This is a genomic window from Micromonospora maris AB-18-032, from assembly GCF_000204155.1.
GTDB classification, from domain to species: domain Bacteria; phylum Actinomycetota; class Actinomycetes; order Mycobacteriales; family Micromonosporaceae; genus Micromonospora; species Micromonospora gifhornensis.
The window spans coordinates 3,664,250-3,678,867 of the sequence record NC_015434.1; the positions used below are offsets into that span (position 1 = coordinate 3,664,250).

Annotated in this window: 12 protein-coding genes; 1 reads left to right on the forward strand and 11 read right to left on the reverse strand. The window is 71.8% G+C overall.

The window, feature by feature from the left end:
- Positions 1–84 precede the first annotated feature (84 nt).
- Positions 85–1,272, forward strand: a complete 1,188-nt coding sequence (gene dinB / locus VAB18032_RS16330; RefSeq protein ID WP_013733973.1) for a DNA polymerase IV — start codon at positions 85–87, stop codon at positions 1,270–1,272.
- A gap of 65 nt (positions 1,273–1,337) precedes the next feature.
- Here dinB and VAB18032_RS16335 read toward each other — a convergent pair whose 3' ends face one another.
- The 11 genes from VAB18032_RS16335 to VAB18032_RS32240 all read right to left on the reverse strand — a co-directional run bounded on the left by VAB18032_RS16335 (position 1,338) and on the right by VAB18032_RS32240 (position 14,585).
- Positions 1,338–2,003, reverse strand: a complete 666-nt coding sequence (locus tag VAB18032_RS16335; protein WP_013733974.1) for a hypothetical protein — start codon at positions 2,001–2,003, stop codon at positions 1,338–1,340.
- Between the two features lie 172 nt (positions 2,004–2,175).
- Positions 2,176–2,769: a hypothetical protein gene (locus VAB18032_RS16340; protein ID WP_126711024.1), complete on the reverse strand. Its 594-nt coding sequence runs from the start codon at positions 2,767–2,769 to the stop codon at positions 2,176–2,178.
- A gap of 153 nt (positions 2,770–2,922) precedes the next feature.
- Entirely contained in the window at positions 2,923–4,761 is a 1,839-nt protein-coding gene (locus VAB18032_RS16345; RefSeq protein ID WP_013733976.1) for an AMP-dependent synthetase/ligase, read from the reverse strand.
- 197 nt (positions 4,762–4,958) lie between these two features.
- On the reverse strand, positions 4,959–6,188 hold the full coding sequence (locus VAB18032_RS16350) for a M50 family metallopeptidase (protein ID WP_013733977.1): 1,230 nt from the start codon (positions 6,186–6,188) through the stop codon (positions 4,959–4,961).
- Positions 6,185–7,234 carry a thiopeptide-type bacteriocin biosynthesis protein gene (locus VAB18032_RS16355; protein ID WP_043724535.1) on the reverse strand — a complete coding sequence of 350 codons (1,050 nt, stop codon included), beginning with the start codon at positions 7,232–7,234 and terminating at the stop codon, positions 6,185–6,187. Before VAB18032_RS16355 ends, VAB18032_RS16350 begins: the two co-directional genes overlap by 4 nt.
- The gene (locus tag VAB18032_RS16360; RefSeq protein WP_158309502.1) at positions 7,227–10,016 is read right to left on the reverse strand and encodes a lantibiotic dehydratase; all 2,790 of its coding nucleotides are present in this window, start codon (positions 10,014–10,016) and stop codon (positions 7,227–7,229) included. Before VAB18032_RS16360 ends, VAB18032_RS16355 begins: the two co-directional genes overlap by 8 nt.
- A gap of 41 nt (positions 10,017–10,057) precedes the next feature.
- Positions 10,058–11,686: a SagB family peptide dehydrogenase gene (locus VAB18032_RS16365; RefSeq protein WP_013733980.1), complete on the reverse strand. Its 1,629-nt coding sequence runs from the start codon at positions 11,684–11,686 to the stop codon at positions 10,058–10,060.
- Positions 11,687–11,696: 10 nt separating this feature from the next.
- Positions 11,697–13,655 (reverse strand): TOMM precursor leader peptide-binding protein, encoded by a 1,959-nt coding sequence (locus VAB18032_RS16370; protein ID WP_013733981.1) that lies wholly within the window; start codon positions 13,653–13,655, stop codon positions 11,697–11,699.
- Positions 13,656–13,744: 89 nt separating this feature from the next.
- Positions 13,745–13,930: a thiazolylpeptide-type bacteriocin gene (locus tag VAB18032_RS33545; protein ID WP_046564718.1), complete on the reverse strand. Its 186-nt coding sequence runs from the start codon at positions 13,928–13,930 to the stop codon at positions 13,745–13,747.
- 74 nt (positions 13,931–14,004) lie between these two features.
- Positions 14,005–14,223, reverse strand: a complete 219-nt coding sequence (locus VAB18032_RS30785) for a thiazolylpeptide-type bacteriocin (RefSeq protein ID WP_081476133.1) — start codon at positions 14,221–14,223, stop codon at positions 14,005–14,007.
- A gap of 179 nt (positions 14,224–14,402) precedes the next feature.
- Positions 14,403–14,585 (reverse strand): hypothetical protein, encoded by a 183-nt coding sequence (locus VAB18032_RS32240; RefSeq protein WP_013733984.1) that lies wholly within the window; start codon positions 14,583–14,585, stop codon positions 14,403–14,405.
- Positions 14,586–14,618 lie beyond the last annotated feature (33 nt).

Below are 14,618 nucleotides of genomic sequence, written 5' to 3' on the forward strand. Positions count from 1 at the left end.
ACCCGTGCGGCGTTGAGGTGTCTCGTCGGGGTGATTCACGGCAGGTCAAACCCGCTTTTAGTACGTGTGTGCGATGATGGCGGGGTGTCGGGCGAGGCCACCATCCTGCATGCCGACCTGGACGCGTTCTACGCCTCGGTCGAGCAGCGCGACGATCCACGGCTACGCGGCCGGGCGGTGATCGTGGGCGGTGGGGTGGTGTTGGCGGCCAGCTACCAGGCCAAGGCCCGGGGCGTACGCAGCGGAATGGGCGGTGCGCAGGCGCGCCGGCTGTGCCCGGACGCGGTCGTCGTACCACCCAGGATGGCCGCCTACAGCGCGGCCAGCCGGGCGGTGTTCGAGGTCTTCCGGCAGACCACTCCCCTGGTCGAAGGGCTCTCCATCGACGAGGCGTTCCTCGACGTCGGCGGTCTGCGCCGCCTGGTCGGTCCGCCCGAGGCGATCGCGGCCGGGCTGCGCCGGGCGGTACGCGAGCAGGTCGGCCTGCCGATCACGGTGGGCGTGGCCCGGACGAAGTTCCTGGCCAAGGTCGCCAGTGGGGTGGCCAAGCCGGACGGCCTGCTGGTCGTCGCGCCGGCCGGGGAGTTGGCCTTCCTGCATCCGTTGCCTGTCGAGCGGCTGTGGGGAGTCGGGCCGGTGACCGCCGACAAGCTCCGCCGGCACCGGATCCGTACCGTCGGTGACGTGGCCCGTCTCGGTGAGGCGACGCTGGTGTCCTTGCTCGGCGCAGGTGCCGGACGGCACCTGCACGCGCTGGCCCACAACCGCGACCCCCGGCCGGTGCAGGTCGGTCGGCGTCGCGGCTCGATGGGTGCGCAACACGCGTTGGGCCGCTCGGGGCGGCGCCCGGCCGAGCTGGAGGCGATCCTCGCCGGCCTGGTCGACCGGGTCACCCGGCGGCTACGGTCGGCCGCCCGCACCGGACGCACCATCACCCTGCGGCTGCGTTTCGCCGACTACGCCCGGGCCACCCGCTCCCACACCCTGGCCAAGGCGACCGCCGACACGCCTGTCGTGCTCGGCGCCGCTCGCGGTCTGCTGCGGGCGGCTCAGCCCGAGATCGAACGCCGCGGCGTCACGCTGATCGGTGTCGCGGTCGGCAACCTGGGCGACGGGCACGTCCAGCTCACCCTGCCGTGGGACAGCGACCCGACGGCCGAGTTGGACGCGGCCGTCGACGCGGTCCGCGAACGTTTCGGTTCCACCGCCCTGACCCGCGCGGTGCTGCTCGGTCACGATGCCGGCCCGGAGATGCCCCTGCTGCCGGATTGAGGCGGACACGCCTCCCTTCGACTGGCGCAGGACCGATCACACCGGGCCGGTTCGCGTGGCAGGCACTAACCCGGCGTCATGGCATGTTCGGGTAGCTGCTGGTCGGGGCAGGGACCGGCGAACGGCGTGGGGTGGATCCGCGTCGGTGAGGCGGGTCGCCACAGCAGGTCGACGCGGGCCCCGTCCGGCCGCACCACCTCGTGGTGCTTGCGATAGCCGAGGCGTTGGTAGAGCCACCGATCGGCGTCGCTGTACAGGTCGGCGTAGATCGGCAGACCGAAGGTGTCCATCAACCGGTGACTGCCGGCGAGCACGGCCGCGGCCTGGCTCGCCCGTTGCGTGTCCGGCGGCGCCGCGAGGATCGCCAGGTGGTTGTGCGGCTCCTGCGGATGACACGCGCCGAGGGCCCGGTCCAGCCGGCGGAAGCGGTCCACGTGCTCGCCGCAGGCGTCCTTGATGCGCTCGCCGTAGCGCGACGGCGGTGGGATCGGACGATAACGGTGGAACCAGACGGTGGCCGCCGCGCCGTCGGTGAGCAGGAAGGCGTCGCCGAACAGCAGGGCGTGTTCGACCCAGATGCGTGCCGCGGCGGCAAGCACGGCGGGACGCCGTCGCTCGTCGGGCACCAGCCAGGCACCGAGTGTGGTGGGGGCGACGGTAGCGGTCACGAGGTCGACGATCCAGTCGATGTCGCGCCAACGGGCGCGTTTGACCGGGGGGGATTGGTGCATGGGAACTCCTGGGGAGACGAAAGTCCGAGTGACACAGTGGGTCGGCCGGGCCGCGCGTACCGGCGTGGCCGGACCTCCGGGGAGGCGGGGTTGCGGTTCCGCAGGCGTCAGACGCCGCGTCGGCCGACCGGCACGGGCACGGCGGCGCAGGGGTACGCGGCGGCTGCCCCGGTCAGGCCGGTCGGCTTCTCGGACGAGGGGATCGGGACGGCCGTCGGGTGGCCCGGACCCGACGGGTCAGTTGGCTGCGCGCCGGCGGCGGTGCCCACGCGGCCGGTCCCAGGTCGGCGGCGCTGCTGTGCGAGGTCGGCCGGGAGTCGAGCCCGCTCGACGCGGGTGCCGGGGACAGCGGTGCCAGTGGCACGTACCCGGCCCCCTGCTGCGACGAATGGGCGACGATCTTCCCGCCCGCCAGCCAGTACGCGGCCACCTGGTAGACGGACAGGTCGCCGTCGAGACCGGCGGTCAACTGCGTGACGACCGTGGCGACGTCAGGCGCGTCGGCGGTCACATCCGGCATGGAGGGCGGCGTCGACTGGTGGGCCGCAGTGTCCGACCTGGTCACCACCGACGCCTCGGTAACCTGGGTGACGCCGACCGCCGATGACCCGGCAACGTGGGCGAAACCCACCGCCGACAACTCGGCGGCGTGGGCGATGCCGACCGCCGCGACTTCGTGGACACCCCAGGCGCAGCCGACGACGACGGCCAGGAGTCCGAGCCGCAGCAGACTGTGCCCGAGCCGCCCCCGCCGTCGATCCGTCACCGACTTCTCCATGCCGCCAGCCAACAGATGCGAACGCACCTTAACCTGCCGCGATGGCCCGACCACACAGCGTCCGGCGTGTCGTCCTCGGGCAGGTCCGGATGGAGGGAACCCGGCAGGCGCGCAAGGCCGGTGGGCGCGCCGCACGGTGGGTCAGTGGGAACGGAACAGGGCGGTGACCTCGTCGGCGAAATGGTCCTGCACCGCGTCCCGTTTGATCTTGAGGGTGGGGGTGAGTTCGCCGTCGATCTCGGTGAGATCGCGGGGCAGGATCCGGAAGGTCTTCACCTGCTCGGCGCGCGACACCGTCCGGTTGGCCCGATCGACCGCGTGTTGGACATCGGCGCGCAGACGTGGGTCGTCGCGGAGCGTGGCCAGCGCCGCGCCGGGGTGCCCGTGCTCGTCGCGCCACCGCTGCCACGCCTGCGGATCCAGGGTCACCAGCGCGGCCACGTACGGCCGACCATCGGCCACCAGCATCACCTGGCTGATCAGAGGGTGCGCCCGGATGCATTCCTCGATCGGTGCCGGGGCGATGTTCTTGCCCGCCGCGGTGACCATGATCTCCTTGGTCCGGCCGGTGATCCGCAGATAGCCGTCGTCGTCGAGCCGACCCAGATCACCGGTGCGCAGCCACCCGTCCTCGGTCACCGCTTCCTGGCTGGCCTCCGGGTTGTTCCAGTAGCCGGGGAACACCAGCTCACCGCGCACGAGGACCTCGCCCTGGTCGGAGATTCGGATGCGTACCCCGGGCAGGGGGCGGCCGACCGTACCGATCCGCATCGCCGACGGCAGGTTCGCCGCCACCGCCGGGGACGTCTCGGTCAGGCCGTACCCCTCCAACACGGTGATGCCCACGCCCCGGAAGAAATGCACGAGCCACTCCCCCGTCGGTGCGCCGCCCACGATGGCCATCCGGCACCGTCCGCCGAGCGCGGCCCGCATCCTGCGGTACGCGACCACGTCGAACAGCAGGCGCGCCAGGCGCAACGGCAGGCGCGGGCCACCCGGCCGGTCGAGAGCTCGGCTGTAGCGCAGGGCCGTCCACTCACCGAGGCTGAACAGCGCCCCCCGGTGGGAGTCCTCGGCGGTACGCCGCGCCTGGTCGTGCATCTTCTCGAACAGCCGCGGTACGGCGAGGATGAAGGTGGGCCGGAACCGGCGCAGCTGGTCGAGCACCGCGGACATGTCGGCGCTGTGCACCATCGTGGCCCGGCTGCGCACCATGCCGACCTGGATCAGCCGGGCGAAGGCGTGTGCCAGCGGCAGGAACAGCACCGTCGACGCCCCCGGGTGCAGCAGTTGCGGCAGGACGGCGGTGGCGTTGCCGATGTCGGCGGAGATGTTGCGATGGGCCAGCATGCAGCCCTTCGGCGGGCCGGTGGTGCCGCTGGTGTAGACGATGGTGGCGAGGTGGTCGCCGGTCACCGCGTGGCGACGGGCGTCGACCGCCGCGGAGTCGACCGCACGCCCACGGGCGGCCAGCGTGATGAGGTCGCCGGTGTCGATGCGCCAGGTCTGCCGCAGCACCGGTAGCTCCGGCCGCAGCCCGTCGACCGTGGCGGCGTGATCGGCCGTCTCCACCACGCAGCCGACCGCACCGGAGTCGGCGAGAATCCAGCGGATCTGGTCGGGGCTGGAGGTGTCGTAGATCGGTACGGTGACCGCCCCGATCGACCAGAGCGCGTAGTCGACGAGTGTCCACTCGTAGCGGGTACGGCTGAGCAGGCCGATCCGATCACCGCCGACGATTCCGGCGGCGATGAGGCCACGGGCCAGCGCCAGTACGTCGTCGCGGAACTGCCGACAGGTCACCGGCAGCGCGCCGCCGTGGCCGGAGCGTCGTACCGGCCAGGAACGGGGGTCCGGGTCCGGGCGGATGAACTGCACCGCATCCGGATCCTCGGCCGCGTTGCGCCACACCTGTTCGGCCAGGCTGCCGTCCTCGCCGCTGACGATCGACTCAACCGCTGTCTCCCGCACGCCCGCCATCACGTCCTCCGTAACGCCGCCCCCATGCTCCCCCCGCCCACCCCCACCCCACCCCACAAACCCAAAAACCCACCCCCACGCCCCCTGTCCTCGCCCCGCCGATCTTGCACTTTTGGTCCCTGATTCGCGGCGTTTCGAGGGGTATGCACAGACGGAAAGCGCAAGATCGGCGGAGCTTGGGGTGGGGTGGGGGTGGGTCAGGGGGTGGGGGTGGGGCGGCGGCGGGTCAGGTGGGTGATGAGGGTGGCCAGGAGGACGGCTTCGGTGGTGAGGATGACTACCGCCCAGGTGGGCGTGAGCCAGTTGGCGAGGGTGGTGTACCAGTAGCGGATCAGGAAGGTCAGTACGGTGCCGGCCAGCAGGACGGAGGTCAGGCCGTACAGGGTGAAGGCCACCCGGTCGCGGATCCGGTAGCCGGCGACCGCCCGGGGGCCCTGGCGCAGCAGGCGGCCGTAGAAGCGGTACGAGTCGACGCGCAGGTCGGCGAGGTTCAACGCGTGGCTGAGCATGTAATAGCCGTCGAGGCGCAGGAACGGCACCAGGTTGATCGCGGCGGTGGCGGTGCCGAACAGCAGCATCGTGCCGGCCAGGTCGTACAGCACCCCGGGCGGACCCCAGAGGCGTAACGCGGCGAACGGCACCAGCGCCAGCATGCTCACGAAGACACCGGCGAACGCCGTGGCCACCCGCCGACGCGGGGTGAACAGCACCACGTCGTCGACCTTGCAGTAGGGGGCCAGCAGCGGGAACCGCCACATCACCCCGATCTCGGTGACCCGACCGCCGAAGTGCCGGCAGGTCAGTCCGTGCGCGCACTCGTGCAGGAACACGATCAACCAGGTGACCACCACCGCGACCAGGATCGCCGGCAGCGGCCGGCCACCGCCGACCCCGCCGGCCAACTCCGGCAGGTGCCACACCACATAGCCCGCGACGGCCAGCGCGAGCGCCAGCGCCGGCACCACGAACCACCAGCTGAACACCGGGGCCAGCCAGGGCAGCACCCGGTCGAACAGCCGCTGCGGGTCGAACAGCGGCAGCCGGGCCGACAGCGGGCCACGCCGGGTCTTCGCCGCGCCCGCCGCGGCCGAGGCGGTGAGCGCGGCGAGGGCGTCCGGGTCCGTCGCACCGTCGAGCAGTTGCCGCTTGTGCAGCATGGCGAACAGTTGCTGCCAGTTCTCCGGCCCGAGTCGGCGCTGGTAGGCGGTGGCGTACTCGTCGGCCAGGTCGTCCAGGCTCCGGGTGCCGTCCATCCGGGACATCAGGAAGTGCTCGCGTGGCCCCACCCGGTAGAACCAGCCGGTCTCCGGGTCCTTGACATGGTGCACGAGTTTGCCGTCCCGCCACGTCCCGGGGCCGAGCACGATACCGGGGCGCAGCCGGGGCCGGGCCCAGGTGGCGGCCTGGCCGGCCTCGACGGTGGTCATCGGGGCCCGGCCGGCGCCGGCTCGTCGAGCAGCGCGGCCCGCATCAGGTACGACAGGTAGATCTCGTCGAGGATGCTCACGCCGAGCCGGTTGTTGGTCATGTGCAGGTACGAGCTGAGCACGATCGGTACGACCGCGTCGAGATCCTCGACCACCCGAGGCTCGGCATCGCCGCGCTGGAAGACCAGCTTGCCCTGCCCGGCCGCCGCGACCACCCGGTCCCGCAGTTCACGGCAGTGCGCCGCCCAGCGACCCTCGACCCCGGTGGCCTGAGCGGACGCGGGGCCCCGTGCCGCCGTCCGGATGGCGGCCAGCCGGTCGCGCAGCGCGGCGTCCATCCGCCGATAGCTGGTGTCGAAGCTGGCGTGGTAGTCGTCGCTCGGCTCGGAGTAGGAGACCTCCCAGAATCGGCGGTACTCGTCGAGGAACTCGGCGATGCGGCGGTCGTCGTCGAGGAACACCGCGCACAGCATCATGCCCAGCTGCGCCGACAGGCCCAGCAGCACCGGCCGTACGTGCACGTTGGTGGTGGCCAGCAGGTCCAGCACCACGTCGCTGGAGTGCTCGAAGTGCCACTCGGCCAGCTCGATGCCGGCCGGGCCGCCGTAGCGGCCGTACTCACGCTCGTACGGGATGTGGTGATAGCTGTTGTTGGCCCGCATCGGCATCCTGCCGGTCGCACCGTACTCGGCGTCCCAGCGCTGCTGGCCGTACTCGGCCAGGAACATCTGCTTGTACAGGTCACCCAGCCCTTCGCTGTCCACCTCGTACAGCGCGGGGCGGCGACGCAGGAAGGCGGCGATCGCCTCGTCCACCCGTGAGCGCACCACCTGCGGGTCGACGCCCGGGGCGGGCAGCACCCGCAGCCGGACGTGCGGGCCCTCCATCCAGTACTTGATGAAGAAGTACCGGCTGATCAGCCCTTCCTCACGCAACTCGTCCACCAGCGGCCGCACGCCCTCCACCAGCATCGGGTTGGCGTTGCTGGCGTAGAACACGTGGACGCTGAGCCAGCCGTGGTCCACCGGCGACGGATAGTCAGTCACGGTCCACTCCCCCTCGGACACCGTTGAGTTCCACGGTCAGTTCGGTCACGTACGACCCGGACGCCCCGCGTACCACCTGCTCGTCGCGGTCGGGCAGCATCTCGACGAGCACCAGCCGGCTGCCCGCCGAGCGGCCCGTCGCCTCCAACAGTTGCAGGCACAGGTAACTGTCGAAGTCGACGTAGAGCGGCTTGTGCTCCGGGCGACCACCGGCCGCGCCACCACCGGCCGCGCCACCACCGGCGGGTGCTTCGCCGTCGTCGGCGGCGGGAACCAGCCGGGTGCCCTCCGGGGTGGCGAAGACCCGACGCGGCAGGCCGTTCTCCCGCCGCCACCGCTGCCAGGCGAGGAACCATTCGGCGTCGTCGACCTGCGGGGTACGCGCGGGCGGCAGGTGACCGGGGTGCAGCTTCCACATCCGCCGTTGCAACACCAGGTCGCCGTGCACGATGCGGGGATAACCGACCATGCCCCCCTCGGGCAGCGGCACCGTGGTGCCGGCCCACAGATCCGGCTGGGCCATCCCGAGGTGGGCGAAGTTGAGCAGCACCTGTTGCACCTCGGGCAGCGCCATCGGCAGCAGGAAACCCAGGTAGACCGGGATGACCTCGGCGTCGAGCCGGCGCGAGCGCAGCAGCAGCCGGTCGGCCACCGGGTCGTGCTCGACACTGAGGTCGTCCATGTGGATCTGCTCGGCGGTCGGCCGGAAGCTGATCTCCCCGGGGCAGACCAGCTCGTAGGGGGTGACCGCCGGGTGCAGGTTGAGGTTGGTGGCGTCGTACCCGCCGCGCAGTTCGGCCAGCACCGCGCCGGGTGGTTGGAGCCGGGCCAACTCGGCGCGCAGCGCCCCGGCCAGATCCTCGGCGGCGAACAGGTGGGCGAAGCGGGAGAAGAGCAGCGTCATGCCGGAGTAGACCCGGTTGACCACCACCCGCTGCCGGTCGCCCTGGTCGGCGAGTTGGAGGAAGAAGGAACGCGGGTCGAGGGTGCCGAGCGTGTCGGGCACCATCGCGGCCACCTCGGCCATGAACGTCTCGTCCAGCATCATCTCCTCGGCGTCGGCCGGCAGGGCGGCGTACGCCTCGTTGACCCGCCGGGCCACCTCGATGCGCGCGTCGTCCAGGGCGGTGATCTCGTCCTGCCGGAACCAGTTCTCCTGCCGGACGTAGGTGTTGTCGGCGTCGAAGGCCCGGCGGCGCATCGACCGCCCGGTGTAGTGCTCGAAGAAGTCCTGCTGGAACTCGTGGGCGAAGCTGAGCAGGTCGTCGCACCGGCCCCCGACCCCGTAACGGGCCAGGAAGAAGCCCTTGGTGACCACCCGACGGGGCAGGTTGACGTCGAACACCGGCATGATCCGCGCCAGTGCCCGCAGGCCGGGCAGCACCGTGCGGTCCCACCGGTCGCGGTCGGCGGTGACCGGTGCGTCGGTACGCAGGGTGGCGTCCTCGTACACCAGGGTCCGGGGGGCCGGGATGTCGGCGCGGCCGAGGTCGGTGTGGGCGGCGAGCAACTCCTGGCGGATCTGGGCCAGCGCGGCCCGCCGGCCGTCGACGTCGGCGTCCGGGTAGTCGGTGGCGAGGCGGTTGACGCTGGCCACCCGGTCGGCGAGCCGGTCGGCCCACGGGCGGTCGATGTCGCGCAGCGCCCGCCGGTAGCCCTCCACCGGATCGTCGGCGTGAATGTCCAGTTGCAGGTTCGGCACCACCAGCAGACCGACGCGCAGCAGGTGGTGCAGGTACTGCCCGACCTCGTCGGCGGGACGGCCGTCGACGGCCAGTTCGGCGGCCAGTTCGGACAGCCGCCGGACCCGACCGCCGTCGAGCGCGGCCAGGATGTCGTGCAGCACCTGCCCGGTGGGCAGCACGAACAGCGACTCGTGGATGGACTCCAGGGTGATCGCCGCGTCGCCGTCCTCCGAACTGGTCCGCCGTCGGCGCAGGTAGCGCAGCCGGCCCCGTTCGATGCGCCAGCCGGTGGTGACGGTGACCGGCAGGTCCGCGCGCAGCGTCTCGTCGGCCAGCACGATGGCCGAAAGCCGGCCCAGCGCGGCGAGGTTGAGCCGGGCCACCGCCGTCTTGCCCGCGCCGGTGGCCGGGCGTACGTCGAGCAGCCGGCCGCCGCCGTGGCTGAAGGTTCCGACGTTCACGGTGGTCAGTCGGCTGAACGGGCTGGTCTTGCAGGCGGTGCGCAGTGCGTACTCCAGCAGCGACCGCTCCACCCGGCGGGTCCGTTTGCCGGGCCGGCCCGGCGTGGCGAGGTAGCCGGGTAGGTACTGGTCCAGCGACGGGGAGGCGAGCAGGATTCCGCCGCGCAGGTCGGGGTCGTCGGCCAGATCCCGCAGCACCGCGCGGCGTTCGGTCAACTCCTCGGCCAGCACCGCCGGGCCGTCGGCGAGCCCGCGCCGGTACGCGTCGAAGGTCTGCAGCCAGTCGGTCAACGCGCGGTGGGTGTCGGCGTCGAGGACGTCGGCCCAGGCGTCCGGGTCGGCCGGGCGCGGCCGGCGCAGGTTGTACACGTCGCGGCGTAACCGGATGAGTCGTTGCCGCAGCCCGTCGTCGTGCAGGTGGCGGGCCACCACCGCCTGCAACGTGTCGGCCAGGTCCCGGCCCGTGTCGCGTAGCCGCGTCTCCAGGTCGACGACCTGGTTCGCCCAGGCGGCGCTGCGGTCGAAGGCGAGCCGGTCGGCGACCTCCAGGGGCAGCCCACCGGTGCGCAGCATGAACACCTCGGGCATCAGCCAGGACATCTCGGTGGCCGGCGGGGCGGGCAACGACACCGTCACGGGCATCTCCTTCGTCGGCGTGTCGGTGTGGGTCGGGGGTGTCACAGCCGGTACTCCAGGTCGGCGACGGCGTCCGAGTTGCGGCCGAGGAGCAGGAACAGCACCGTCCGTTCGTCGCTGCCGTCCAGCCCGAGCGCGGTGTCCATGGAGACGTTGTCGAAGCCCAGCACCGCCCCGCAGCCGACCCGTTGGGCGGTCGTGGCGCAGTACACCCGCTGGGCCACCGCGCCGATCTCGGCGTTGAGGATCCGGTAACCCCGGGGACCGTACGCGTCGAGCACGGCGTCGAGCCGTCCGGAGACGGCCAGCACCGCGCCGACCTGTCCCATGGTGTAGTTGGTGAGGAAGTACTGCTGTTGCAGGAACGCCGACATCCCGATGTCGGGTTCGGACGCGGCGGGCAGCAGCGCGTGTCGCCGGGCGCAGTAGGCGTAGCCGCCGGCGGGCAGCCCGTCGAGGTGGTTGGCGAAGACCCAGAGCCGGGTCAGCGCCGCAGCGTCGGCGGGTAGGCCGGCGTCGGCCGGGTGAGGGCGGCCGGCGGCGGCGAACGCGAGGGTGGTGCCGAGTTCGGCGACGGTCAGCTCGGGCGGCCGTCGGAACCGGCCGAAGCTGCTGGACCGGCCGGTCAGCACCGCCGACAGGGGCCGGTCGAGCAGGTCGAGGCGGGGTTCGGGTAGTGCGACCGGATCGCCGGGCAGTGGCCGGGGTGCGGCGTCCAGCACCGCGGCGGGGTCGACCGCCGGCGCGGTGGCCGCCGCCCGGTGCACCGCGGTCACGGCCGGGAACCGCCGCACCCGCTGGGAGCGTTCGTGCGCGGCGTGGCCGACCTGGACGGTTGCCGGCGTGACCTCGCCGTCCCCGGCCCGGGTGGGCACGGCGGGGTCACCGGCCCCGGTGTCGGTGTGCCAGCTCAACGGCACGACCGCGAAGACGCTCTGCTCGTCACTGTCGAACCCGAGCAGCCGGTCCATCGGCTCCGGGTCGAAGCAGAGCAGCCGACGCAGCGGCACACCCAGCGCCGACGCCAGCAGCTCCCAGGAGCCGAGCAGCGCACCGAGATCCTGGGTGACCACGTGGTAGCAGAAGCTGTTGTACTTGAAGGAGTTCTTCCAGAACCGGATGCTCGCCACCAGGAAGCTGTCGGTGTCCTCGGGTCCGGCCAGCCCAGCTCGAACGTTGCTGCTGACGTCCCCGACCAGCAGCCGCTGGAGCACATGGCGGCCGGTGTCGTAGTGGTAGACACCGGGCAGCAGCGGCGCGGACGCCCCGGCCACCAGGTGCACCTCCACCGGGTACATGCCGCCGCCGGAGGCGGTGCCCCGCCCCCAGACCGCGTGCTCGAAGTGCGCACGTTTGGCGACGTCCTGATTCCAGTTGACGGTCATCCGCCGGTCGAGCACCCCGTACGACAGCCGGAGCAGAGCCGCCAGCCGGGTCATCGACCAGCCCGTCGGTGCCGACGGCGACGCCCCGGTGAACAGGTCACGCAGGGTGGCCAGTTCGGGCAGTCGCGTCGGCAGCGGCACCGTGCGGGCAGCCGGGTACGCGGTGTGGCGGGAGGGCTGGTCGCCCCAGTCCACCTCGAAGTTGAGGGGTTCCATCGGAACCCGGGCCCGGCGGAAGACCGCCTCGGTGTACTCCCGCACGATGTCGCGGGCCGGAAGCTGCATGCCGGTGCTCCTACGGGAAGGGGTGCGGGTTCAGGTTGCGACCGGTGGCACCGAGCCGGTCCGGTCCGTGCGTGCCTCGGGCCAGGTGCCGCTCCAGCCGGTCGCTGTAGAGCACCCGCTGCCGCTGCCAGCCGAAGTCGATCGGCACCAGGGCAGGGGCGACCACCGCCACCGTGTGCACCCCGGCGATCTCCTGCTCCGGGCAGGTCTGGTCGACCGCGACGACGTCACCGCCCAGCCCGGCGATCAGGCCGCCGAGGTACTCCGTGTCGGCCCACAGGTCGTCGTGGGTGGGTCGGGTCGCCAACCAGTCGCCGTACAGGTCGGTCATCGACCGCAGCGGCGGGTTGTCGAAGAGGAACCGGGCGTGGTCGGTCATCTCCGGCAGGCCGTACAGCAGGGCGTGGTGGCTGAGTTCGGTGACCTTGGTGTAGTCGCGGGTCATCTCCCGCAGTTCCGCCTCGCTGGCGGCCACCCGCTCGTCGAACCCGGGCACGTACGACGCGGTTTCGCAGACCGCCGCACGGACCGCGTCGTCGGGGTCGAGGCTGGCCCCGGCGGCGAAGCAGAGCTGCCCGAGCCCGTCGCCCCGCTTGACGGCGACCGCGGTGACCACCGGGACGGGCAGGTCGGCGCGGGTGTCGAACAGGCGCAGGTCGTACCCGAGCAGGTTCACCCGGTCGATCATGAAGTGCACCCGCTCGTCGCGGCAGGTGGCCGGGTCGATCTCGGCCAGCCGCGCGGAGCCGTACCAGGCGAGCAGGAAGGCGTCCCGCTCGACCAGTTCGAGCATGCCGTGCAGCAGCGCCTCCTCCAGGCAACTGCCACTGGCGCAGCCGTTGGAGCACTCCTGGACGAACTTGCGCTGGTCGGTACGCCGGTCCAGGTAGTAGACCAGTTGCTCGGGGACCAGCCGGGGTGCCCGGTCCCGCAACGAGTAGCCCCAGACCCAGTGCATGGGCTCGGTCGGCGAGTACGGGGCGTAGTAGAGCCCGTGGCCGTGGTAGAACGCCGGGTGGTAGCCGAGGCCGGCCGGGTCGAGGGCGTGCGGGGCGAGGTTGGTGTAGCTGTCGAAGACCGTGGTCGTCCTGGCCCGGGGGAACTGGCCGGCGTACCGTTCCAGCCCTTCCAGCAGCGCGTACGTCTCGCTGCTGCCGTAGCTGTTGGCGTGCCCGCTCCACCACATCTCGTGCAGGTCGTAGCGGCTGCGTACCCGGAAGTAGCCGGTCACCGGCGCGGTGGCGGTGGCATTGTAGGCACGCAGCGCGTTGCCGCCCAGCGCACCGACGAGCGGGTTGGCCAGCGCCGTCACCGGCAGGTCCAGTTCCCCGGCCGACCGCAGCCGGTACGACTCCGGATCCGGCTTGGGGCGGCTGGTCAGCGGCATGACCGCCGCTTCGGCGGTGTCCGGTACGGGACGGGCGCAGGTCGGGCACTCGGAGTCGACCAGCACCGCCACGGTCGTCGTCTCCAGGGTGTCCATGCGCAGCTGCCAGAGGCGGCCCACTCCCGGCCGGTCGGGCGGCGAGTCGGCGGCGGTGAGGAGGAGTTGCCACAGGGCGTCGACGGCGAACGGGGTCAGGTGCGGCAGCGCGCCGACCGTGCCGACTCGGGCGCCGTGCTCCAGGGCGTGACGCTCCTCGCGTACCCGGATGGCCTGCCAGCGACGCTGCACGCAGAGCGGGCAGGGTCCGACGTGCTCCCCCTGGGTCGGCGGCGACCAGCGTGGGCCGACCAGCGCGGTGGCGCTGGACAACCAGACCGGCAGGACGTCGCCGCCGGACACCGTCTCGGCGCTGTCGCGGTTGGCGTCGATCAGCCCCAGCGCGGCGATGCGGACGGTCAGGCCGTCCAGCGGCGTCGGGCCCGGCGCGGGCGGCCGGTCCTGGCGGCGTTCGTGGAGCACCTCACCGAGCTGCTTGAGGCTGCTGTCCCATCCGGTGGAGGTCGTCCGGACGTCGACGATCATGCGTTCACCTGTCTGCGGTCGTGCGGCGGGGGCGGGGTACCGGGTGCCCCGCCGACGTGGACCGCCGGCGGGGACGGTGGCGGCGGCGGTTATCCGCCGCCGCATCCGGTGCTGGTGCTGCTGCTGCAGCAGCTGGACGTGCTGCAACTGCAACAGCTCGAGCAGGAACAGCTGGAGCTGGACCAGTCCATGACCATGGCGTCGATCGCGTCGACGTCCTCGATCTCGAACGTCTCCGTCTCGAGCGCGCGTAGTTCCTCAGTGAGCTCCGGCATCTGGGTACACCTCCCCTCGGGGTGTGCGGGTCACGTCGACCGCCGGGCGTGCGGAACGTCCGGCGGCAGGTGACCTAGCTGGTGCTGCTGCAACTCGACGAGGTACAGCTGCAACAACTGGACGTACTGCAACTGGAGCAGCTCGACGTGCTGGTGCTGCTGCTGCAGATGTCCATCAGGTCGGCGGACAGATCCGCGATGTCCTCGACCTCGAACGTCTCGGTCTGCAGGTCGCGCAGTTCGCTACGGACCGAGTCGGCGAGCGAACCGGATGTCGGGGGTTGTGTCGGCACGGACGTCTCCTTGAGCCGCGATCGGCGCCAGTGGTCCTGGTAGGGGCCGCACCACCACGATGGTTCCAGCGGAGGCACGCAGGGCTGCTCGCCGGCTCGCACCGGCGGCGGTTGGGCGTCGTGTTGCGATCCCACCAGGACGTAGGGTCATCGGCGTCGGGTTGAACCCGTTCACCCGGTCAGCCGCAGCTGGAAGTGCTGGTGCTGGTGCTGCAGCAGCTGGACGTGCTGCAACTGCAACAGCTGGAGCAGGAGCAGCTGGAGCTGGTCGCCGCGAGCATCTCCTCGCCGTCGGCGACCTCCTCGATCTCGAAGGTCTCGGTCTCCAGTTCGCGCAGCTCGTCGTTCAGGGTGATCGGCATGTTTCCACCTCCTTTCACGATGTGTGCCTCGTC